The organism is Microbacterium sp. HA-8, from assembly GCF_046111165.1.
Classification (GTDB): Bacteria; Actinomycetota; Actinomycetes; order Actinomycetales; family Microbacteriaceae; genus Microbacterium.
In genome coordinates this window covers 2,309,933-2,331,819 of record NZ_CP162025.1, presented here as the reverse complement: position 1 = coordinate 2,331,819, position 21,887 = coordinate 2,309,933, and the positions used below count along the sequence as shown (strand labels likewise).

Annotated in this window: 21 protein-coding genes and 2 tRNA genes; 8 read left to right on the top strand and 15 right to left on the bottom strand. The window is 68.5% G+C overall.

Features of this window, described 5'->3' with window-relative positions; translation table 11 throughout:
- The first annotated feature begins 492 nt into the window (after positions 1-492).
- Positions 493-1,185 carry an NTP transferase domain-containing protein gene (locus tag AB2L57_RS11145; RefSeq protein ID WP_409047108.1) on the top strand — a complete coding sequence of 231 codons (693 nt, stop codon included), beginning with the start codon at positions 493-495 and terminating at the stop codon, positions 1,183-1,185.
- A 129-nt stretch (positions 1,186-1,314) separates the two neighbouring features.
- A complete protein-coding gene (locus tag AB2L57_RS11140) occupies positions 1,315-2,703 on the top strand; it encodes a DUF222 domain-containing protein (RefSeq protein WP_409047107.1) in 1,389 nt (462 codons plus the stop codon).
- Positions 2,704-2,801: 98 nt separating this feature from the next.
- On the opposite strand, the gene AB2L57_RS11135 is transcribed toward AB2L57_RS11140, so the two are convergent.
- A complete protein-coding gene (locus AB2L57_RS11135; RefSeq protein WP_409047106.1) occupies positions 2,802-3,305 on the bottom strand; it encodes a DUF3145 domain-containing protein in 504 nt (167 codons plus the stop codon).
- Positions 3,306-3,507: 202 nt separating this feature from the next.
- Between AB2L57_RS11135 and AB2L57_RS11130 the strand changes: the two genes are divergently transcribed.
- Complete coding sequence (locus tag AB2L57_RS11130; RefSeq protein ID WP_409046856.1) at positions 3,508-4,719, top strand: integrase; 1,212 nt, start codon at positions 3,508-3,510, stop codon at positions 4,717-4,719.
- Positions 4,720-4,753: 34 nt separating this feature from the next.
- On the opposite strand, the gene AB2L57_RS11125 is transcribed toward AB2L57_RS11130, so the two are convergent.
- Both AB2L57_RS11125 and AB2L57_RS11120 read right to left on the bottom strand, forming a co-directional pair.
- Complete coding sequence (locus tag AB2L57_RS11125) at positions 4,754-5,347, bottom strand: RNase H family protein (RefSeq protein WP_409048620.1); 594 nt, start codon at positions 5,345-5,347, stop codon at positions 4,754-4,756.
- 64 nt (positions 5,348-5,411) lie between these two features.
- Positions 5,412-6,185 (bottom strand): hypothetical protein, encoded by a 774-nt coding sequence (locus AB2L57_RS11120; RefSeq protein WP_292813008.1) that lies wholly within the window; start codon positions 6,183-6,185, stop codon positions 5,412-5,414.
- 193 nt (positions 6,186-6,378) lie between these two features.
- On the opposite strand from AB2L57_RS11120, the gene AB2L57_RS11115 reads away from it, so the two are divergent.
- Complete coding sequence (locus tag AB2L57_RS11115) at positions 6,379-8,391, top strand: DUF262 domain-containing protein (protein ID WP_409047105.1); 2,013 nt, start codon at positions 6,379-6,381, stop codon at positions 8,389-8,391.
- A 25-nt stretch (positions 8,392-8,416) separates the two neighbouring features.
- Here the strand turns inward: AB2L57_RS11115 and AB2L57_RS11110 are convergent.
- Both AB2L57_RS11110 and AB2L57_RS11105 read right to left on the bottom strand, forming a co-directional pair.
- Positions 8,417-8,490 (bottom strand) — tRNA-Ile (locus AB2L57_RS11110).
- A 40-nt stretch (positions 8,491-8,530) separates the two neighbouring features.
- Positions 8,531-9,541 (bottom strand): DMT family transporter, encoded by a 1,011-nt coding sequence (locus AB2L57_RS11105; RefSeq protein ID WP_292813010.1) that lies wholly within the window; start codon positions 9,539-9,541, stop codon positions 8,531-8,533.
- Between the two features lie 44 nt (positions 9,542-9,585).
- Here AB2L57_RS11105 and def point away from each other — a divergent pair, with 44 nt between their 5' ends.
- Together def and AB2L57_RS11095 are read left to right on the top strand one after the other, a co-directional pair.
- Positions 9,586-10,152 (top strand): peptide deformylase, encoded by a 567-nt coding sequence (gene def / locus AB2L57_RS11100; protein ID WP_292813002.1) that lies wholly within the window; start codon positions 9,586-9,588, stop codon positions 10,150-10,152.
- Positions 10,153-10,222: 70 nt separating this feature from the next.
- Complete coding sequence (locus AB2L57_RS11095) at positions 10,223-10,540, top strand: tryptophan synthase subunit alpha (RefSeq protein ID WP_292812999.1); 318 nt, start codon at positions 10,223-10,225, stop codon at positions 10,538-10,540.
- Between the two features lie 46 nt (positions 10,541-10,586).
- Here the strand turns inward: AB2L57_RS11095 and AB2L57_RS11090 are convergent.
- Positions 10,587-10,659 (bottom strand) — tRNA-Asn (locus AB2L57_RS11090).
- Positions 10,660-10,802: 143 nt separating this feature from the next.
- Between AB2L57_RS11090 and AB2L57_RS11085 the strand changes: the two genes are divergently transcribed.
- Positions 10,803-12,014, top strand: a complete 1,212-nt coding sequence (locus AB2L57_RS11085) for an integrase (protein WP_409046856.1) — start codon at positions 10,803-10,805, stop codon at positions 12,012-12,014.
- Between the two features lie 93 nt (positions 12,015-12,107).
- Here the strand turns inward: AB2L57_RS11085 and AB2L57_RS11080 are convergent, their stop codons facing one another.
- From AB2L57_RS11080 to dusB, 4 genes are read right to left on the bottom strand one after another with little or no spacing between them, the layout of a single operon-like run.
- Positions 12,108-12,896, bottom strand: a complete 789-nt coding sequence (locus AB2L57_RS11080) for an ATP-binding cassette domain-containing protein (protein ID WP_292812997.1) — start codon at positions 12,894-12,896, stop codon at positions 12,108-12,110.
- A 38-nt stretch (positions 12,897-12,934) separates the two neighbouring features.
- The gene (dnaG, locus tag AB2L57_RS11075; protein WP_292812994.1) at positions 12,935-14,812 is read right to left on the bottom strand and encodes a DNA primase; all 1,878 of its coding nucleotides are present in this window, start codon (positions 14,810-14,812) and stop codon (positions 12,935-12,937) included.
- Positions 14,812-16,128, bottom strand: a complete 1,317-nt coding sequence (locus tag AB2L57_RS11070; protein ID WP_292812992.1) for a deoxyguanosinetriphosphate triphosphohydrolase — start codon at positions 16,126-16,128, stop codon at positions 14,812-14,814. The genes dnaG and AB2L57_RS11070 overlap by 1 nt, the downstream gene beginning before the upstream one ends.
- A gap of 10 nt (positions 16,129-16,138) precedes the next feature.
- A complete protein-coding gene (gene dusB / locus AB2L57_RS11065; protein WP_409047104.1) occupies positions 16,139-17,296 on the bottom strand; it encodes a tRNA dihydrouridine synthase DusB in 1,158 nt (385 codons plus the stop codon).
- Positions 17,297-17,356: 60 nt separating this feature from the next.
- Here dusB and AB2L57_RS11060 point away from each other — a divergent pair, with 60 nt between their 5' ends.
- Positions 17,357-17,860, top strand: a complete 504-nt coding sequence (locus tag AB2L57_RS11060) for a glutathione peroxidase (protein ID WP_292812987.1) — start codon at positions 17,357-17,359, stop codon at positions 17,858-17,860.
- 12 nt (positions 17,861-17,872) lie between these two features.
- Here AB2L57_RS11060 and AB2L57_RS11055 read toward each other — a convergent pair whose 3' ends face one another.
- From AB2L57_RS11055 to recO, 5 genes are all read right to left on the bottom strand, one after another.
- Complete coding sequence (locus AB2L57_RS11055) at positions 17,873-18,559, bottom strand: DsbA family protein (protein ID WP_292812984.1); 687 nt, start codon at positions 18,557-18,559, stop codon at positions 17,873-17,875.
- 51 nt (positions 18,560-18,610) lie between these two features.
- On the bottom strand, positions 18,611-19,537 hold the full coding sequence (locus AB2L57_RS11050) for a hypothetical protein (protein ID WP_292812982.1): 927 nt from the start codon (positions 19,535-19,537) through the stop codon (positions 18,611-18,613).
- On the bottom strand, positions 19,524-20,198 hold the full coding sequence (locus AB2L57_RS11045; protein ID WP_409047103.1) for a hypothetical protein: 675 nt from the start codon (positions 20,196-20,198) through the stop codon (positions 19,524-19,526). Before AB2L57_RS11045 ends, AB2L57_RS11050 begins: the two co-directional genes overlap by 14 nt.
- A 111-nt stretch (positions 20,199-20,309) precedes the next feature.
- On the bottom strand, positions 20,310-21,122 hold the full coding sequence (locus AB2L57_RS11040; protein ID WP_409047102.1) for an isoprenyl transferase: 813 nt from the start codon (positions 21,120-21,122) through the stop codon (positions 20,310-20,312).
- Positions 21,119-21,847, bottom strand: a complete 729-nt coding sequence (gene recO, locus AB2L57_RS11035; RefSeq protein ID WP_292812973.1) for a DNA repair protein RecO — start codon at positions 21,845-21,847, stop codon at positions 21,119-21,121. The genes AB2L57_RS11040 and recO overlap by 4 nt, the downstream gene beginning before the upstream one ends.
- Positions 21,848-21,887 lie beyond the last annotated feature (40 nt).

Here is a 21,887-nt window from a genome sequence, read left to right as displayed (position 1 = left end):
CGTGGGCGTCGTCTTCGTCGTCGGACGTGGTGCCGAAGGCTCCACGGCGCTCTCGGATGCTGATGCCGAGGACTCAGCCGCGCGCTGCGCCGCGGTCTTGCGTGGCGCACGCGGCCGCGGCGCGCGCGGCTTGGGCGTCGTCGCCTTCTGCTCGGCCTCCTCGACGCCCGAGGAGGCGACCTTGGACTGCCCCTCGGCAGCCTCAGTATTCGCGGGGCGGCTCGCCTCGCGGTCCGCATCGCCGGAGGCGTCGTCGAGCGGTTCCCGCGGGGCTGGCGTCGAGGCGGTCACCGGTCCAACGTATCAACCATCCCCGACACCCACGGCGGCGCGACCGCGCATGTCGCAACCCTGCGCCGATGGGTCACGAAAAGGCAACGACGGGGCCGTGCCCTGTGTCTTCCCAGGTGCTCTCGCTACCATGGGGACGGCACAACGGAGTGTCGCATCGATGAATCGATGGTGAACACAGCGACTACTCCCAGGAGCATCATGACTCGACAGATCGTCATCCTCGCAGCCGGTATGGGCTCGCGACTGGGTCGCAGCCTGCCCAAGCCGCTCACCGAGCTCAGCGACGGCCGCAGCATCATGCAGCAGCAGCACGACAACATCCATGCCGCGTTCGGCCGTGAGGCACGCATCACAACGGTCGTCGGCTATCGCGCCGAGACGATCGTCGACGCTTTCCCCGACGCGGATTACGTGCACAACGACCGATACGACCAGACCAACACCTCGAAGTCGCTGCTGCGCGCCCTCAAGGCCACGGGCCGCGGCGGAGTGCTGTGGATGAACGGGGACGTCGTCTTCGACCCTCGAGTTCTGGGCCGCGCGATCGACCTGATCGAGCGCGATCAGTCGTTCGTGACCGTCAACACCGCCAAGGTGAGCGACGAAGAAGTCAAGTACACGGTCGACCCCGAGGGGTACATCGCCGAGCTCTCCAAGACCGTCAAAGGCGGAATCGGCGAGGCCGTCGGCATCAACTACATCTCGAGCCGGGACAAGAAGGCGCTGATCCACCAGCTCGGCCGGGTCGATGACCAGGACTACTTCGAGCGCGGTCTCGAGCTCGCCATCATCGAGAACGGGCTGCTGCTCGAGCCCCTCGACATCTCGGATCTCTACGCCGTCGAGGTCGACTTCGCCGAGGACCTCGAGCGGGCGAATCTCTTCGTCTGACACCGACGCTGCCGTCCTCGCGCAGGTCGCGAGGGAGATGAGAGAAGTCTCACCAAGAATCTCGCCGCGGGGCGTCAGAAGCACATATCTTCGACGGTCAATGTCGGAGCCTGCGCGTAGCGTTCGAGTATGAACACCACGCCGGGCGGCGACGCACACGACGACAACGTCGATCGTGTCGACGCTGTCGCGGCGGCCCTTGCGGCGAAGTACGCGGCCGCGGTGGCAGCGATCGCTGCGGCCGAGGCTCAGGCGATGAGCGTGCTCGCCGAGGCGCAGGCGGTCGGGTTGGAGCGGGTGGCGGAGATCCCCCGCAGCGCGGGCCGCGAAGCCGAACTCCCGTTGCGGGCGCTCGCCGCGGAGCTGGGTGCGTGTGCGCGGCAACCCGATCGTTCGGTGCAGCGGCGGATGAACGACGCCCACACCCTCGTGACGCGCTTCGCGGCATCGTTCGAGGCGCTGGCCGCGGGTGTCGTGTCGGTGGGGCATGTGCGGGCGATCGTCGAGCACGGGGTGAAACTCACCGACCCGGAGGTGCGCGCCGCGTTCGAAGCCGAGGCGCTGGAGCGGGCCGCGTCCACCACACCCGGGCGGCTCGGACCGCAACTGGCGCGCCTGGTCGAGCAGGTGCAGCCGACGACGTTCGCGGAGCGGCATCAGGTCGCGCGCAAGAGCGGCGGGGTGTGGGTGCGGGACGTCGAAGACGGAATGAGCGAACTCCTCCTCCGGGGCCCGGCGGTACCGGTGCACGGCATCCACGACATGATCACCCACATCGCCCGCGACGTCCTCAACACCGCACACGCCGCCCAAACCGCGGACGCGGCCGAAGCCGCGGACGCCGCCGAGGTCGAGGGCGAGGACGCCGCCGAGGCCGAGGGTGACGGAGTCCCGGTGGATTCTCGGACCCTGGATCAGGTGCGTGCCGACGTGCTCATGGAGATGGTCCTCACCCACCGCATCGACCCCCAGACCGGTGAAGGGCTCGGCGACGGACACGGCGGACTCGCCTCCATCCGCGCAACCGTCAACGTCACCGTCCCCGCCCTCGCACTCGCCGGCGTGACCGATGACCCCGCAGAGCTCGTCGGACGCACCCCGATTGACCTCGACACCGCGAGGATCCTCGCCGCCTCGGTACCCGGATGGGAACGCGTACTCGCCGACCCCATCACCGGCGGAGTCCTCGCCGTCGACAGATACACAAGATCCGCAGACCTCACCCGACATCTGAGGGTGAGGGATCCGCACTGCAGATTCCCGGGCTGCCGCATGCCCACCCATCGGTGCGATATGGATCATGGTGAGGATTTTGCCCTCGGCGGAGCCACCGACCACAGAAACCTCTGCGCGCTCTGTCGACGACATCACACTCTGAAGGGTGAGACGCCCTGGCGGGTGAAACACCACCCGGGCGGGGTGATCGAGTGGATATCACCCGGCGGACTCCACTACACAGACACCCCACCACCGGTCACCATCGGATTCATGCCCGACGTACAGGACGCACCCTTCTGACGCGAGCACTCCGCGATCGAGGCACGCGCCTATCTGACACGAGCAGTCCGCGGGTCGAGGCACGCACGCTTCAGGCCTGTGCGCCACCCCGCTGTCCGTTACCCGACCTTGTGCAGCCAGACGACGGGGGCCTCATCGCTCGCGTGTCGGAAAGGCTCCAGCTCCTCGTCCCAGGCACTTCCGAGTGCGACGCCGAGTTCACGCTGAAGCTCTCGCGGATCTCCGGCGGCAAGTTCCATCGCGTACCGCACGCGATCCTCGCCGATGACGACGTTGCCGGCCGTGTCCGTCTGCGCGTAGTGGATGCCGAGATCCGGGGTGTGCAGCCACCGGCCGCCATCCGATCGCGGAGTCGGATCCTCCGTCACCTCGAACCGCAGATGCTCCCAGCCACGGATCGCCGTCGCGAGAGCGGCACCGGTGCCTACGGGGCCCTCCCAGTAGAACTCGGCGCGACGCGCGCCCGGAAGGACGGGCTGCTCGGCCCATTCGAAGCCGACGGCTCGCCCGATAGCGCGTCCCACCGCCCACTCCAGATGGGGGCACAACGCTCGTGGCGCGGAATGGATGTAGATCACTCCGCGCGCCTGTGATGTCGCCATTTCCACTCCCGTTTTCTCAGGTACGTCTTCCCCTACGACCTGCCGCGGAGTGGCGGCGATGATGTGAAATTGTTATCCGGTTGTGCGCCCATTATGACGGAGCGCAACGAAGAATCACAACCGTGCGACGAGACTCAGCTAAAAGGTCCGGGAAGGGCTGCGCGTGCCTCACGTAGGAATGTCCGCGTAGTTCCCTGGGGTGATGAGCAGGGAGTTGTCGATGGCGGCGCGCCGTGAGATCACGAAGAAGTTCGCCCGCGAGTATGCGAAAGCAGGCAAGGAAGAGAAGGGCCGGCTGCTGGACGAGCTTGTGCACGCGACAGGCTGGACGCGTGATCACGCGCGCCGCGCGATCCGTGCCGCGAACGCACGCAAAGGTGCCGCGCGCGATCAGCAGCGTAAGCCGCGTGAGCGGAAGTACTCCTACGATGCGCTCGTGGTGCTGCAAGAAGTCTGGCGGCTGTCCGGGCAGCCGTCGGGAAAGTACTTCGCGGCGATCATGGACGACACCCTCGAACGCCTCGTCCGCTTCCGTGAGCTCGGCAAGGTCGAGCAGCGGGTCACACCGGAGGTGCTGGACGAGTTGCGATCGATGAGCGCCGCGACGATCGACCGGTACCTGAAACCGCACAAGGACGCCGCCTACCCGGTCGCGGTCTCGGGCACGAAGCCGTCCCACATCCTGCGCTCTTCGATCCCGACGCGCACCAGCATGGACGCCCCGCTGACCGTCCCGGGGTTCCTGGAGCTGGACACCGTCGCGCACTGCGGCCACTCCCTCAAAGGCGAGTTCCTGCGCACCCTGACCGGCACCGACCCGGTCGCGGGGTGGACGATGCTGCGCACGATCCGCAACAACGCCTACGTGCACGTGCACGGCGCCCTGGAATGGATGGTGAAGAACGCGCCCGTCCCGGTCGCCGGGCTCGACTTCGACAACGGATCCGAGTTCATGAACTGGGGCGTGATCGCCTGGGCGGACAAGAAGGAGATCCCCGTCACCCGGGGGCGTCCCTACAAGCACAACGACAACGCGCACGTCGAGCAACGCAACGGCGACTGGGTCCGCAAACACGCGTTCCGCTACCGCTACGAGACCGAGGCGGAGATGACCCTGCTCAACGAGCTCTGGGATTTCGTGATGGCCCGCAAGAACCATCTGCTGCCCTGCGTGAAAGCGATCGACTGGACCCACACCGCAGCCGGCCGGAAGAAGCGCGTCTACGACAAGCCACGTACCCCCTACCAGCGGTTGCTCGACGCCGGTGTGCTCGACGAGAAGACCCGCGCCCGACTGGAGCGCGAGCATGCGAAGCTGAACCCGGCACGGATCACCCGACGGATCAACCAGATCCAGCAACAACTCATCGAACTCGCCGCCGCCCGCACCCAGGGCACCCGCCCCGCCGCCTGAGCTACGCGGACATTTCACGTGAGGCAAGCATCACTCACTCCCGGACATCTTGACGTGAGGCAAGACGCCGTGTCGTTCGGGCGCGTCGCGCACGCTCCTTCGCCGCGCGCGGGGCGTCATCGCTGACATCGAGCAGAGGCGCTGTGCGGTGTGTTGACCAGATCAGCTCCCGTCCCTCCGCGGCGTGCTCAGAAGCCCGCACGGCGCGCTCATCCGCCCAGCCGTTCAGACGGTGACCCGCGTGGCCTCGCACATGCTCCAGAACGATGTCTGCCAGCCCCGCCCGACGCCGAGCGTCGCGCGCAGCGATCAACGCCGCCAAGATGTCGGCGTTCTTGGTGGGTTGGCCGGTGGAGGTCTTCCATCCGCGGCGGGCATGGGCATCCATCCATGATCGATACGTGTCGATCGCGTACATCGAATCGGCCTGGACGACAAGACGCTCGATGTGAGCGTGATCCTGCACGGCGTGCAGCAGGGCCAGGAGCTCGCCGATGTTGTTGGTACCCGCGAGCAGCGAACCGGCCGACCAGTGACCGTCTTCGGCAACCCATGCCCATCCGGCGGGCCCGGGATTGCGCTTGCACGCACCGTCGGTGGCGACGGTGTACGGCGTGGATGCTGTCATCACGGTGCGAGACGACGCAGGGGGTTTCGGCCGCACGACCGAAACCCCCTGGACGCGGCGTGGCTCACGCCTCGCTCATCACCACCTTCTCGGCCTGACCCTTGGCCGCGTAGTACGCGGCACGGGCGGCGAGCCGGCGAGTCTGCTCGGCCTGACCGGCGTCGAGCTCCTCCTGCGGCACCTCGAAGTTGGGCACACGAGGGACGCCGTTGTACTTCTCGATGTACGCGTCGAGCTCCGGTCCCGACGTCCACGACGTGATGAGGCAGTAGCGCGGCTCGGTGCCCGGGTGCGTCGCCGCATGCCACAGCCGCTGGGTGTCGACGATCAGCTGCGCCCCGGCCGGCAGTGCGATACGCACCTCGCCCTCGGGGTCGGTGCGATTGTCGCGCAGCACGAAGTAGCTCGTCTTGTCGTCGGTGAGGTTGAAGAATCCGCGCACGACCCAGCCCGTGCCGTCCGGGTTCAGCCGGTTGTTGTCGTCCTGGTGCAGGTTGTAGAGGCAGTCGGCGTAGGTGTTCGGCTGAAGCTCGATCACGCGGCACCGGCCGACGTTCGCGCCCGGCTCCATGGCACGGCGCGTGAGGTTCGGCGCCTTGGCGACCTGCGAGTCGATCCACACGCCGTCCTTGTCGGTGCGCGGCGGCTTATGGTTCCAGAACCCGTTGCACTCGATCTCGCCGAAGGCGCTCGCCAGCGGCGCGAAGCGCGTGTCGCCCGAGGACTTCCAGTCGTTGTACTCGATGTCGAGCCATTCCTTGGGATCGAGCTCCTGGTTGTAGGAGTCGAGCACCACATAGCCGGTCTCCTCGAGAGCGGCGGACTTGATGTAACCCATGAGGTGACATGCCTTTCGTCAGAGGGCCAGCACGTTTTAACAGGCCCAACTTAGGCAAGCCTACTTCGGGCCGCTGAACGCTCCCCGAAGCCCCGGCCGTAAATAAGGGACACCGGATCCGCGGTGCTTAGACTGGATCGCGCGCGGGTGTTTCGCCCCGCAGTTCCGATGTGCAACGAGGGGCGAAGCAGTCATGGGCAGTGCCACCAACGTCGAGGCGCACGCGGTCAACACCATCGCCTGGTTGGCAGAGCCGCAGACCGCGATCGTCGTTCCCGTCTACCAGCGCCAGTACAGATGGGACATCGGCGGGTGCGAGCAGCTCCTTGCCGACATCCGCGCCGTGGCCGACCTCGACGAGCGCAGCATGCACTTCATCGGCTCCATCCTCTCCGCCGAGAGCCCGGGTGAAGGGGCCCCCGGCGAGTTGGTGCTGATCGACGGCCAGCAGCGCATCACGACCCTGATGCTGCTCATCGCCGCTCTTCGACACACGATCGCAGACACCGACCCCGCCCTCGCGGACGAGCTCGGGCGCGTGCTCTTGCGGGCGAGTGGTCCCGGGCGCACCAAACTCCGCCCTCATCGCGCGTGGGCCGACGTCTTCGAGAGCGTCGTGCGCGGTCACCACGGCGCAGGCGGACAGCTGCGCGAATCCCGCTTCGACGACAACTACGCCTACTTCCGCAGCCAGGTCCGTCTCGACGAGGTGCCGCGCATCTGGCGGGGCCTGCAGAAACTCGAGCACGTCTCGATCACGCTGGGTGTCGGGGCGAACGCCCAGCAGATCTTCGAGAGTCTCAACTCGACCGGTGAACCGCTGCGCGATCACGAACTCATCCACAACTACGTGCTCATGGGTCTGACCCACAGCGAGCAGACCGAGATCGAGTCTGAATTCTGGGCCCCGATCGAATCCAACACCGGTGACGCGATCGCCGGATTCTGGCGGCACTATCTGGTCATGACGTCGGGACGCGAGGTGGCCGTCGCGGGCGAGCGCAGCGTCTACGACGCGTTCCGTCAGCGGTTCCCGCGCCTTGACCTGGCCTCACTCCGCGTGGATGCCGCCACCTGGCGCGAGTACTCGGCGATTTATCGCATCCTGCTCGATCCCGCTCGGGAACAGGACGATGCCATCGCTGACCGGCTCGCCGGAGTGAACATCTTCGGCCGCGGCATGTACCCCCTGCTGATGCGAGTCCTGCACGAGCATGCGCGGGGACGCGCGAGCCGCGCCGACCTGCTGGCCACGCTCGAGGGCATCCAGTCGCTGCTGCTGCGCCGCACCGTCGTGGGCCTGGGTACCGACAGGCTCGTGGCGCGGCTGTGCCGGGCACGCGAGGATGGCCACGCGGCCATGATGCACGCGATCGCCCGCATCATGCCCTCGAACGAGCGCGTCCGCATCGAGCTGAAGTACAACCCGCTCCCCCACCCCGCGTACGTGCTGGGTCGGCTGGCAGGGGTGACCGATCTCGACGGCGTCGGAATCGAGTACGTCGTCCCGCTCGCTCCCGGTGACACGTGGACCGGCGATGGGCTTCGCACCTGGGGCGACTACACCGAGGACGAGCAGAACAGCCACCGCGCTCTCGCGTCGACCCTCGGCAACCTGACGCTCCTCGAGGATCCGCTCGCCGAAAGAGCCTGGGAGGCATCGTTCCCCCAGAAGCGGGACGTGCTCTATCCCGAGAGCGCGTTCGCCCTGACGAGGGACATCGCACACACCTCCTCATGGGGAACGGCGGCCATCTCCCAGCGGACCGGCGCTCTGTCCGAGGAGTTCATGCGCGTGTGGGCACGACCCGAGGTCACGGGAATCGACGACGACGGCCTGACCCCGATCCTCGACGCACAGCGCCGGCGCGGTTGGCCGCGCGGGTGGGAACGGGAGTTCGAGTACGTCGAGTACCGCGGAGAGCACTGGGAGGTGTACGACGTCAAACACCTCTTCAATCGCGTCTTCAGGCGTCTCTGGGCCGATCACCGCGCAACGGTCGAGGCCTTCAGCGCGCGCCGCGGCGGGCCGCTCTACCCCGCTCGAGCCTGGAACGGACACTGGGACGAGGTCGACGAGCAGAACTTCCTCTATATGGGCTGGGACTCGAAGTACATGCTGACCGCGGTGCAGGGCGTGCTCGACGAGGCCGGTATCGCGGCTGAGGTGTTCGTGAAGTACTCCTACGTCGGCGCGGCGATGTAGCGGTCTCGCTCGTCGAGCTCTCCTGTAGGGCGGGTGGGACTTGAACCCACGATCGTCGGGTTATGAGCCCGCTGCCTTGACCAGCTTGGCCACCGCCCCCTGATCCCACGAGCCTACCCAACCGCGACGCGAGGGCGAATCAGACCAGCGGGTCTTCTCCCGCGCCGTCGCGCCGCGTCATAGTGGTCTCACTGCCGCGCAGCAGCGGCAGCTCCTGACTGTCGCTGACGATCTGAGGGTGATACCGCGCGAGCGAGACGACACCCCAGGTGGCGATCGCGCCGGCCACGCCGAAACCGATGAGAGCCCAGAGCGGGGCCGCCGCACCCTCGCCGAGCACCAACAGGCCGATGAGCACGGCGACCATCGGATCGATCACCGTGAGTCCCGCGATGACGAGATCCGGAGGTCCCGCGGAGTACGCCGTCTGCACGAAGTAGGCGCCGATGGCCGTGGCGGCGAGCAGGGCGATGAGGCACAGCAGCGTCAGCCACTCGAAGTCGCCCGCCTGCACCCGTTTGATGACGACCTTCGCGAGGGTGGCGACGAAGCCGTAGACCACACCGGCCGCGAGGATGTAGAAGAGCGCGCGCATGCGGTGTCGCAGCAGCATCCACAGCACCAGCAGCACCACCGTGACCGCGCCGAGGATCACGAGGACGGTGATCAGCTCGCTCTCCGACAGCGTGCGCTCGGTGGCGTAGATGGCGGCGATCAGCACGAAGATGAAGATGCCGCCCACACACGCGATGATCGCCATGAGCGAGCGCCGGGTGGGCGCATGGCCGCTGACACGCCAGTTCAGGAGGGTCGTCACGACGAGCGCGATCGCGCCCAGAGGCTGCACCACGATGAGCGGCGCGACGGTGAGCGCCCCGAGCTGACAAATGATCGCCATGCCGAGCATGAGCGTGCCGACCACCCACGAGGGACGAGTGAGCAGGCGTCGAAGCTGAGCCATCGTCAGGCCCGCCGCCCCATCCTGGCCGCTCAGTCGCTCGACCTTCATGACACCGCGGTGCTGATACTGCGCGCCGAAGGACATGAAGACCGCACCGGCGAGGGCGAGCGGGATGCCGAGCAGGAGTCCGGGGTTCTGGAACGCGCCGACCAGCTGTTCGCCCACCTCTTCGACCGTGCCCGCCCACATCACGGCATCGAGACTACCCGCGCGCCGCTGGATAGGCTCAGGACGTGGCCGTTCTTCCGATCATGATCATGGGCGATTCCGTCCTTCACTCCCCCGCCTCTCCGGTCGAGTCCGTGACCGACGACATCCGCGCGCTCGTGAACGACATGTTCGAGACGATGGATGCCGCGCCCGGCGTGGGGCTGGCGGCTCCGCAGGTCGGCGTACCCCTTCGGCTGTTCGTCTACAGCTATCAGGACGACGAGGGGGCTCCCTGGCGCGGCGTCGTCATCAATCCCGAGCTGTGGATGCATCCGCTGGAGCCGGGCATGCCCGATCCCGACGAGGAGAGCGAGGGCTGCCTCTCGTTTCCCGGCGAACGGTTCGCGCTGCGCCGCTCCTCCCGGGTGCGTGTGACGGGCACCGACCTCGAGGGCGACCCCGTCAGCATCGACGTGGACGGGTGGCGCGCGCGCATCCTGCAGCACGAGTACGACCATCTCGACGGCATTCTGTACATCGATCGACTCGACGACGGCGACTGGAAGACGGTGCAGAAGCTCGCCCGCAAGCGCGGCTGGGGTCGCCAGGGGCACTCGTGGATGCCGGGAGTCGATGACCTCGACGCGTGAGGTCGACGCGTGGTCATCGAGGCGTCGACGTGCGGCCTCGTCGCGACTCGACGGCGGTTAGGCTCGAAGGGTGAGTGAGATCCGGATCGAGCGCCGCGCCAGCCTGGAGCTGCTGCGGGCCGAGGCCGCGGAGGAACTCGGCGTCGTCGTCGAGGAGCGTCTGCGCCACGGCGAGGATCCCTGGTCCTTCATGGAGGAGCTGCCCACGGTGGACGAGTTGGTCGTGCACACTCTGCGCGCGGACGCGATCATCGCCGACGGCGGACGCATGCCCTCGCACGTGCGTGACTATCGGGTACTGCGCCAGATCGCGATCGAGCATCCGGAGCTGACCCGCACGGTGTGGAGCATGCTCGGCGAAGACCCCCGCTCGCGCGCGGCCGGCTGAGAAACAGAACGCCCCGCCGCGTGTGCGGTGAGGCGTTCGTCGTGTGCTCCCCGGCTTGGACTCGAACCAAGAACCTATCGGTTAACAGCCGATTGCTCTGCCAATTGAGCTACCGAGGAATGCGCCCGGCTGACGCTGGGCAACCCGACTATGTTAGCAAACCCCGCGAGCGTCCCACGACACGGCGACGAGACTCAGCTAAAAGGTCCGGGAAGGGCTGCGCGTGCCTCACGTAGGAATGTCCGCGTAGTTCCCTGGGGTGATGAGCAGGGAGTTGTCGATGGCGGCGCGCCGTGAGATCACGAAGAAGTTCGCCCGCGAGTATGCGAAAGCAGGCAAGGAAGAGAAGGGCCGGCTGCTGGACGAGCTTGTGCACGCGACAGGCTGGACGCGTGATCACGCGCGCCGCGCGATCCGTGCCGCGAACGCACGCAAAGGTGCCGCGCGCGATCAGCAGCGTAAGCCGCGTGAGCGGAAGTACTCCTACGATGCGCTCGTGGTGCTGCAAGAAGTCTGGCGGCTGTCCGGGCAGCCGTCGGGAAAGTACTTCGCGGCGATCATGGACGACACCCTCGAACGCCTCGTCCGCTTCCGTGAGCTCGGCAAGGTCGAGCAGCGGGTCACACCGGAGGTGCTGGACGAGTTGCGATCGATGAGCGCCGCGACGATCGACCGGTACCTGAAACCGCACAAGGACGCCGCCTACCCGGTCGCGGTCTCGGGCACGAAGCCGTCCCACATCCTGCGCTCTTCGATCCCGACGCGCACCAGCATGGACGCCCCGCTGACCGTCCCGGGGTTCCTGGAGCTGGACACCGTCGCGCACTGCGGCCACTCCCTCAAAGGCGAGTTCCTGCGCACCCTGACCGGCACCGACCCGGTCGCGGGGTGGACGATGCTGCGCACGATCCGCAACAACGCCTACGTGCACGTGCACGGCGCCCTGGAATGGATGGTGAAGAACGCGCCCGTCCCGGTCGCCGGGCTCGACTTCGACAACGGATCCGAGTTCATGAACTGGGGCGTGATCGCCTGGGCGGACAAGAAGGAGATCCCCGTCACCCGGGGGCGTCCCTACAAGCACAACGACAACGCGCACGTCGAGCAACGCAACGGCGACTGGGTCCGCAAACACGCGTTCCGCTACCGCTACGAGACCGAGGCGGAGATGACCCTGCTCAACGAGCTCTGGGATTTCGTGATGGCCCGCAAGAACCATCTGCTGCCCTGCGTGAAAGCGATCGACTGGACCCACACCGCAGCCGGCCGGAAGAAGCGCGTCTACGACAAGCCACGTACCCCCTACCAGCGGTTGCTCGACGCCGGTGTGCTCGACGAGAAGACCCGCGCCCGACTGGAGCGCGAGCATGCGAAGCTGAACCCGGCACGGATCACCCGACGGATCAACCAGATCCAGCAACAACTCATCGAACTCGCCGCCGCCCGCACCCAGGGCACCCGCCCCGCCGCCTGAGCTACGCGGACATTTCACGTGAGGCAAGCATCACTCACTCCCGGACATCTTGACGTGAGGCAAGACGCACGGCGCATCCGCCGGGCGAGTCCGTCACGAGACCAGCAGCCGGGCGTCTGCCTCGGCGGAGGGCGACCAGACGACGCGTTCGTGGTGCCCCTGCGCGACGGGATGCCCGTGCTGGAGCACCAGCACGTCGGCGTCCAGAGCCTCCGCGATCCGCACGTCGTTCGCGGCGGCGAGCGTCACCATCCCGTATGCCCGGCGGCGGTGCTCGATCGCGTCGAGCACCACGCGACGGGCCTCGACATCGAGATTCGCGAGCGGCTCGTCGGCGACCAGCACCCTCGGAGCCAGCACGAGGGCCCTCGCCACCGCCACGCGCTGGCGCATGCCGGCGCTCAGTTCGTACGGAAACTTCTGCGCGGTACCCAGCGGAAGATGCAGCTCGTCGAGCAGGGCCGCGACCCGCAGTGACAGAGCTCGCGTGTTGACCTTGCGATCGCGGCTCGTGATGGGCGCGTGGATGATCTCTTCCGCAGTCAGCCGGGCGGGGAGGTCCGCTCCCGCTCGCTGGGCCAGATGCCCGACGTGATAGGTCAGAACCCGGCGAGCCCGCCCGGGGCGTTTGATCGAGATCCCCTCGACAACCGCCCGGCCGCCCACGACCTCGAGGTCATCGATCTCGCGTCCCGAGATCGCGTGCAGGAGACTGCTCTTGCCCGACCCCGTCGGTCCGAGCACCAGCAGCGCACCACCGCGTTCGATGCGGAATGAGACACCGTCGACCGCACGCCCGCCGCCCGGCCGCGAACCCGACGCGTGCGCGACGCTGAGGTCCTCGACGACGACCGGCGTCGTGCTCTCCTCGCGTCGGCCCATGGGTTCATCCTGCCCTCTGGCGGGCCCATGGGCCAGCATCACTCCTCGGAGGCCCAGCCGTGTCGTTCGGCATCGAGGTCGCGCAGCCGCATCCGCAGCGTGCGGCCGTCGGGCGAATCGGCCGGCACGCGCTGGACGGCACCGAGCAGCTCGGCCTTCTGCGCGTCGTACGCGCGCAGCACGATCCGCCGAGCGAGCGACGTGGCCGAGGCCCGGGCCCCCGCTTCGTCTCGGGCAGGGAAGGGGGCTGCCAGCAGATCGGCGGCAAGCCCTCGGTAGGGTTCGCGCACCTCCTCGACCGCGGTCAGTGACCAGCCCGCCCGGTGCACGTCCGCCGCCGCGATCGCGGCGCGGATGGCCTCCAGTGCCGGGTGGCGCAGCGGTTCGGCGAAGGCCCGCTCGCGCAGCACATCGGGGATCGTGTGCCCGTACTGCAGGTACCCCATCACGGCCTCGCGCTCGAGCATCACATCGGGGGTGCGCGGCAGCGTCGCGAGCCTCGGCGCGGCGACGGCCGGAGCGTCGTCGGGATCGGATGCCGGGGGCCGGCCGCGCTCACCCTCGCTGCCACCGCGCGCATCGGCGGGGACGGCGGAGCGCCGAGCCGCAGCATCCACCGCCGGTCGCACCTCGCCGATATCCATGCCGAGCCGGCGCGCGAGGACCCTCGTGTAGCCCGGTCGCAGCGAAGGATCGCGGATCTCGGCGACGATCGGCGCGGCCGCCCGCAGTGCTCCCACGCGCCCCTCGACACTTGCCAGGTCGTAGTCGGCGAGCCGTCGGTCGATGACGAACTCGAACATCGGCTGCTTGTGGTCGAGCAGAGCGCGCACCGCGCCGTCGCCCCGGTGCAGGCGAAGGTCGCAGGGGTCCAGGCCCTCGGGCGCCACAGCCACATAGGTCTGCGCCTGGAAGCGGCGCTCCTCGGCGAAGGCACGCAGCGCCGCCTTCTGACCCGCGGCGTCGGGATCGAAGGTGAACACGACCTCGCCCGAGGCCGTGTCATCGCCCATGACCCGACGCAACACCGTGATGTGATCGCTGCCGAAGGCCGTGCCGCAGGTCGCGACCGCCGTCGTGATGCCCGCGAGGTGACAGGCCATGACGTCGGTGTAGCCCTCGACGACCACGACCCGGTCCTCGCGGGAAATGTCGCGCTTGGCGAGGTCGAGGCCGTAGAGCACCTGCGACTTGCGGTAGATCGGCGTCTCGGGGGTGTTGAGGTACTTGGGGCCCTGGTCATCGTCGTAGAGCTTGCGCGCCCCGAACCCGACCGTCTGCCCCGTGACATCGCGGATCGGCCACACGAGGCGCCCGCGGAACCGGTCGTACACGCCGCGCTGACCCTGCGACACCAGGCCCGCCGCCGCCAGCTCGTCGCGAGTGAAACCCTGTGCGGTGAGCGCCTTGGTCATGCCCTCCCAACCGCGGGGAGCGTAACCCACTCCGAAATGGGACGCCGCACCCGCGTCGAAGCCCCGCTCCCCGAGGAACCGCCGTCCCGCCTCCGCCTCGGCGCTCGAGAGCTGGGAGGCGAAGAACTCCGCTGCCGCGATGTTCGCGGCGTACAGGCGTGCGCGTCCGCTGGTCTCCGGGGCGGGACCGCCGCCCTCTTCGTAGTGCAGCGCGAATCCGATGCGCCCCGCGAGCCGCTCGACCGCGTCGGTGAAGGAGAGGTGGTCCATCTTGCGCAGGAAGGTGTAGACATCACCTGATTCGCCGCACCCGAAGCAGTGATAGAAGCCGACCTGGGGACGCACATGAAAGCTCGGGCTGCGCTCGTCGTGGAAGGGACACAGGCCCTTCATCGAGCCGACACCCGCCGGCTTCAACGCGACCCGTTCACCGACGACGTCGGCGATGTTGGTGCGCGCCTTGACCTCCTCGACGTCGGCCTGGCGGATGCGTCCGGCCATCAGTCCTCGCCGAGCACGTCGGAGGGCGCGCGGGATGCCGGTGTCCAGATGCCGAGGGAGGCGGCATCGACATCTCCGACGAGTCGGGTGTGCCAGGAGATGGCGTCCTGATCGGTGAAGCTGGCCACCTGGTCGACGATCACCCGGCGCCTCGCCGTGTCATCGTCCGCGGCGTCGAAGTCCGCACGCAGCGCGGGGGTGAGCGCGGCGGGGCCGGCGTCCCACAGCGCGGTCGCGAGCCGCTTGAGCATCCGCCGCTGCTCGCGATACAGCTCCTTGCGTCCGTCGATCGATACGACGAACGCGCCCACCATGCCCTTGAGCGCGGCGACCTCGGCCTCGACGACGCGGGGCACGATGACGTGCGCCGAGTAGCGGGTGAGGGCTCGCGCCGGGTAAGCCTCGCGAGTGGCGGTCGTCGCGGCGCGGGCGAATCGCCCGATCAGATCGCTCGTCAGGTTCTTCAGACGGCCGAGAGCGGCGCGCGACCCGTCGAACTCGGTGATCCACTCCGACATCCGGGTGAGGCGGTAGAGGGCATCGTCGAGCTCGTCCCTCGCGAAGTCGAACCCTACCCACGCCTGGATCGCCGTCACGAGACCCTCGTGCTCTGCGGTCGAGGTGAGCCGGGCCGGATCGAGGTAGCCGTTGGTGACGGCGTCTTCGAAATCGTGCACCGAGTAGGCGATGTCGTCCGAGAGGTCCATCACCTCGGCCTCGATGCACCGCACGCGTCCGGGCGCGCCCTCCCGCATCCAGCGGAAGACGGGCTCGTCGTCGGCGTACACGCCGTACTTCAGGCGCCCGCCCGGATCGGGCAGCGGGTGATCCGAGGTCCACGGGTACTTGCAGCTGGCGTCGAGGCTCGCGCGGGTCAGGTTGAGGCCGTGCGTGCGACCGTTGTCGTCGAACACCTTGGGCTCGAGACGGCTGAGGATCCGCAGCGTCTGCGCGTTGCCCTCGAAACCGCCGATCTCCTCGGCCCAGTCGTTGAGCGCACGCTCGCCGTTGTGGCCGAACGGCGGATGCCCCAGATCGTGGCTGAGACACGCCGCATCCACGACGTCCGGGGCGAGGGAGAGCCAGGTCGCGAGCTCACGGCCGACCTGCGCGACCTCGAGGGAGTGCGTCAGGCGATTGCGCGCGAAGTCCGCGGGGCTCGCGGGGCTCAGAACCTGCGTCTTGGCGGCCAGGCGTCGCAGCGCGGCGGAGTGCAGCACACGCGCACGATCGCGGGCGAAGTCGTCGCGCTCGGATCGATGCTGCTCCGCGTAGAACCGCTCGGCGTCGCGCGCGCCGTAGCCATCCGCGCGCATCCGCTCCCCCTCAACCGCCACTGTGGTCCAGCTCCGCGGCTGCCAGGCCCGCCGTCGTGTTGTCATCGAGCAGCCGAGACTCGAGCCAGCGGTCGGGCAGTGCCGGCCGCTTCGGCGTGCCCGCGCGGCCCCGTTGTCCCTCGGCCGCGGCACCCGGATACGGCGCGTCGCGATCGAGCGTCGCCAGCAGCGCGTCGATCTCCTCGAGGGAGGATGCCGTGGCCAGCGCCGCCCGGGTGTCACCGCCGACCGGATAGCCCTTGAAGTACCAGGCGACGTGCTTGCGGATATCGCGACATCCGCGTCCCTCGTCGTCGAAGAACTCCACGAGCAGCTCGGCGTGCCGCCGGAACGCGGACGCGACGAAGCCGAGTGTCGCGTCCACGGGCGGGGCGTCGGCGCCGAACGCCGTCGCCAGCTCCCCGAACAGCCACGGACGGCCCAGGCACCCGCGACCCACGACGACGCCCGCGCATCCCGTCTCCTCGCGCATCCGCACCGCGTCGTCGGCCGACCAGATGTCGCCGTTGCCGAGCACCGGAATGCTCGTGACGGTCTCGACGAGACGCGTGATCGCCGACCAATCGGCCTGGCCGGAGTAGAACTGCGCCGCGGTGCGCGCGTGCAGTGCAACCGCGGCCGCCCCCGCACCCTCGGCGATGCGACCGGCCTCGAGATAGGTCAGATGATCGTCGTCGATGCCCTTGCGCATCTTCACCGTCAGCGGAAGGGGACCCGAAGCCTTCGCCGCGCGCTCCACGATCTCGCGGAAGGGCTCGGTCTTCCAGGGCAGCGCCGCGCCGCCGCCCTTGCGCGTGACCTTGGGCACGGGGCAGCCGAAGTTCAGGTCGATGTGGTCGGCGTGGTCCTCCGCGACGATGATCCGCACCGCTTCGGCGACGGTGGCGGGGTCGACGCCGTACAGCTGGATCGACCGCGGAGTCTCGGACTCGTGGTGACGGATGAGACGCATGGTGGTGTCGTTGCGCTCCACCAGCGCGCGGGAGGTGATCATCTCGCTGACGTAGAGCCCGGCTCCGTACTCGCGGCACAGTCGCCGGAACGCGGTGTTGGTGATGCCCGCCATAGGCGCGAGGACGACCGGCACATCGAGATCGAGGGGGCCGATCCGCAGCGCGGGCGCGGAAGCGAGGGCGGATGCTGTCACCCGACCATTCTCCCAGACGCGAGCGGCCTTCCCTCCGGTAGGCGCCCGTATGGTGGAGTCATGAGTGTCGAGAGCGCTGTGGACATCCGTGACATCCCCTTCGTCGCCGCCGACGGCAGCCAGGCGCGGCTCGCGGATTTCGGCGACAGCGTCCTTCTCGTCGTGAACGTCGCCTCGAAATGCGGGCTCACTCCTCAGTACGAGCAGCTGGAACAGCTGCAGCGCACCTACGGCGAGCGAGGCTTCTCGGTGCTCGGCTTTCCGTGCAATCAGTTCATGGGCCAGGAGCCCGGCTCCATGGAGCAGATCCTGGACTACTGCGCCACCACGTGGGGCGTCTCATTCCCCGTCTTCGACAAGGTGAAGGTCAACGGCCCCAAAGCCGCCCCTCTCTACAAGGCGCTCAAGCGTGCCGAGGACGCCGAGGGCGGGCATGGCCCGATCCTGTGGAACTTCGAGAAGTTCGTGATCACTCCGTCGGGGCGGGTGCACCGATTCCGCCCCTCGGTGAAGCCCGATGACCCCGAGGTGGTCGAGATCATCGAGGCCCACCTGCCGCGCTGAGCGGGCGACGGGTCAGACCTCGGCCGGTGCGCGGTCGGCGTCGCGGTGTTCGCCCCACACCTGGCGCGCGATCTGTGCGAAGGCGTCGGCGGGCTGCGCCCCGCTGACACCGTACTTGCCGTCGATCACGAAGAAGGGCACCCCGGTGATGCCGAAGGCCCGGGCCTGTTCCTGGTCGGCACGCACCGCCGGCAGATGAGTCTGCGCGTCGAGCTCGGCGCGCACGGCGTCGCCGTCGAGTCCCGCTTCGACGGCGAGGTCGACCAGCTCCTCGATGCGGCCGACGTGACGACCTTCGGTGAAGTACGCTGCCATGAGGCGTTCGGCCATCTCGTGCTGACGACCGCGGGCCTTCGCCGCGTGCAGCAGCTCATGCGCCTTCACGGTGTTGGTGTGCCGCAGCAGGTCGAAGCGATAGGCGAGACCCGCCTCGGCGGCGACGCCGGTGACCCGGTCGAGCATCTCCCGTACCTGCTCGCGGGGAACCCCCTTGTGTCCGGCCAGGTAGTCCAGCTCATCGCCCTCGAAATCCACCGGGGTGTCCGGCGAGAGCTCGTAGGAGTGGTAGACGACCTCCACGACCGGAGCGTCGTCATCGGTCGCGGCCTGCGCAAGCCCCGCCTCGAGATTGCGCTTGCCGATGTAGCACCAGGGGCAGGCGATGTCGCTCCACACGTCGATCTTGATGGCATCCGTCACACCCGGGACAACCGCCGACTCCGTGCATGTATTCCCCGGCACGTACATGCGTCATGTCGGAGGATCCTCGTCGGGGAAAAAACGGAAGCGGACCCGCACGGCTTCGTCATCGGCCAGGACGATCGTGGACGCGTCGGCCGACCACGCATCGGGCACGAGGAACAGCCGGTCACCCCCGTGCACCAGCAGGCGCAATCCGAAGTACCGATAACGGAAGACCTGCCCCTCGTCGGCGACCTCGAGCGGCTGCGCGGTGATCGCCGGGTTACCCGGGTACAGCCGCTCCGACGTATCCAACACCACAGCCGGCAGCGCGCCGAGGTCGGCGGCGAGTGCGCGAGCCTGCCCGAGACCCCACCACTGGGCCACGGTCGCGGCCGACCAGAAGGTCCCCGCGACCATGACGCTCACGAGGAGGATGACGGTGCTGCGCCCCGCGCCCCCGCCGCGCAGCACCCGCGCCGTCGATGCGGCGTAGCCGGCGAGGCCGGCGCCGACGGCGAGCAGGAGAGGGGTGAGGAAGGGATACAGCGGCCAGGCACCGAGCGGCGCGAACAGGAAGGCCAGCACGAGCCCCGCCATCAGCACAGCGACCCCTGCACCGGCAAGCCCCGCGATCACTCGGCGACGTCCGGCTTCGGACATCTCGCGCACGCGGGCCCGCGTGATGCGATGCGCGACGACGAGAGCGGCGGCGATGAGGAGGACGACCATGACGGGGACGAACAGCACTCCGGGGCTGCGCATCACGATCTCCTGCGAACTCAGTCCGATCGCGTCGATGTCCACACCGAAATACAGGAAGAACTCTCGAGACGAGACGTAGCCGAAGTAGAACAGCAGCCCGGTGAGAAAGGTCGCCGGGGCGACGAACGTCGTGAGGAAGCCGACCCATCGCTCGAACCCCAGCCCGTGCGCGGCGTCCGCGTCCGCCGCGCGGGCGGGACCCTCGTCGATCACCTTCTCAGCCGCTCTCACGGGCCGTGGCATCGCAGACGTTTCCCTCGGCGACGAACACCGGATCGCAGACGAAGATGGGCGGTCCCGCGTCGATCTCGCGGGCGATGACGGCATCGCAGTCCGTCGCCTCCTCGCATTCCAGCGTTCCCACGAGCGCGAGTTGAGTGCCGTTCGTGAAGCCCTCGGCGGGGATGAGGGGCACACTGCAGAACAGTGTCTGATCGTCGTGCCAGAGAACGAGGCCGATGCACGCGCCGTCGGTGCCCACATCACCGCATGCACCGCGACCCAGCGCGATTCCCTCCGCGTCCGCGGCGCCGCCGTCGACGGTGAATCGCACGCCTTCGGGCACCTGCGCTCCCCAGAACAGCGCGACCCCCTGACACCACGTCCCGTCACCCAGATCGGTCGTGCCCTGATCGCCGTGCGCGGGGCCGCCGAAGTTCGTCGCGATGCCGCTCCGACGGGTCTGCTGCGCGGGATCGGCCTCGCCGTCCTCGACGGCGTCGCCCTCTTCCCCCTGATCGGGGGGCGACTGCGGGCCGGGATCGGGCACATCGACCGCGACCGGAGCATCCACCGGGTCATCCTCTGCCGCCGCGCATCCCGCGAGCCCGAGAACGAGCGCGCACAGGATCACGGCGGCCCGGATGGCCGGTTCCCGGCGGTGTCGGTCCACGTCGCACCTCCCTGAGCGGCGACGACCGTCGTCGCCCCTCACTCGATAGGAGTGGGTGATGCGGCGAACGATACACCCGTGCGCGCCCCGCGCCCAGGGGGCGATCGGGCGTCAGAGCGCGGGCGCGTCCGGCTGGTCGATCGCGCCGCCGAAACGTCGGTCGCGGTCGAGGTACATCCCGATCGCATCCCAGAGATCGACGCGCGAGAAGTCGGGCCACAGCGTGTCGAGAAAGACGAACTCGGCGTAGGCGGACTCCCAGAGCAGGAAGTTCGAGGTCCGCTGCTCGCCGCTGGAACGCACGAACAGGTCGACGTCCGGCATGTCGGGGATGTACAGGCGACGACGGATCAGCTTCTCCGTCACCGCCGAGGGCTTGAGGCGGCCCGCGGAGACATCGTCGGCGATGGAACGCATCGCGTCGACCAGCTCGACGCGCCCGCCGTAGTTGACACACATCGTCAATGTCAGGACGTCGTTGTCGGCGGTGAGCTCCTCGGCGTACTGCAGCTCCTTGATCACCGACCCCCACAGGCGCGGCTTGCGGCCCGCCCAGCGCACGCGCACCCCCCATTCGTTCAGCTGATCGCGGCGCCGGTGCAGCACATCGCGGTTGAAGCCCATGAGAAATCGCACCTCATCGGGCGAACGCGTCCAGTTCTCGGTCGAGAACGCGTAGACGCTCAGGTGCTTCACGCCGGCCTGGATGGCGCCCGCCACGACATCGAGGAGCGCCGCCTCTCCCGCTCTGTGTCCCTCGACGCGCGAGAGCCCGCGCCTGTTCGCCCACCGGCCGTTGCCGTCCATCACGATGGCGACGTGCTCCGGAACACTCCCGCGCGCAAAGGCGGGCGGATGGACACCGGTCCAATCGAGCGGACGATAGGCCACGGCATCCCGATGCGTGTACGGCTTGGGACTCATCGGGGTGCCTCCAGATGCGAAAGGGAACGGATGCCGCGCTCGAGGTGCCATTGCGTGTATGCGGCGATCACGCCCGACGCCGCCGCAAGATCGCGGGATTCCGCGGACTCGACCAGCCGCCACTCCCCCGTCATCAGCGCCTCGAGCGTTGCGACGGCACCGGATCCGATCCGTGCGCTGCCCGTAGGCGCGCAGGAGCGGCAGACGATGCCGCCGAGCTGGGCGACGAACGTGTCGTGCGGCCCCGGAGCCCCGCAGCGCCCGCACGCGGCGAGACTGGGCGCCCAACCCGACAGCGCCATGGCGCGCAGCAGGTAGGAGTCGAGGATCGGGCGGGACCCGTGATCGCCCCGGGCCAGCGCACGCAGACCGCCCACGAGCAGGAGGTACTGCTGCGCCGTCGCCTCGGCCTCGTTCAGTCGGTCGGCGGTCTCGACCATCGCGTTGGCCGCGGTGTAGCGGTCGTAGTGGACGACGATGTCGGCCCCGTATGCCCCGATGCTCTCGGCCTGCTGCACGATGTCGAGGGAGCGGCCGGCGTACAGCTGAACGTCCGCGACCATGAAGGGCTCCAGACGAGATCCGAAGCGCGACGAGGTGCGGCGCACCCCCTTCGCCACGGCACGCAGCTTTCCATGCCGACGACTGAGCATCGTCACGATCCTGTCGGCCTCGCCCAGCTTGTGGGTGCGCAGGACCACGACCTCGTCGCGGAAGGTGGGCATCGGACCATTATCGCCGCGCGGGCGACCTGTCCGGCGAGGG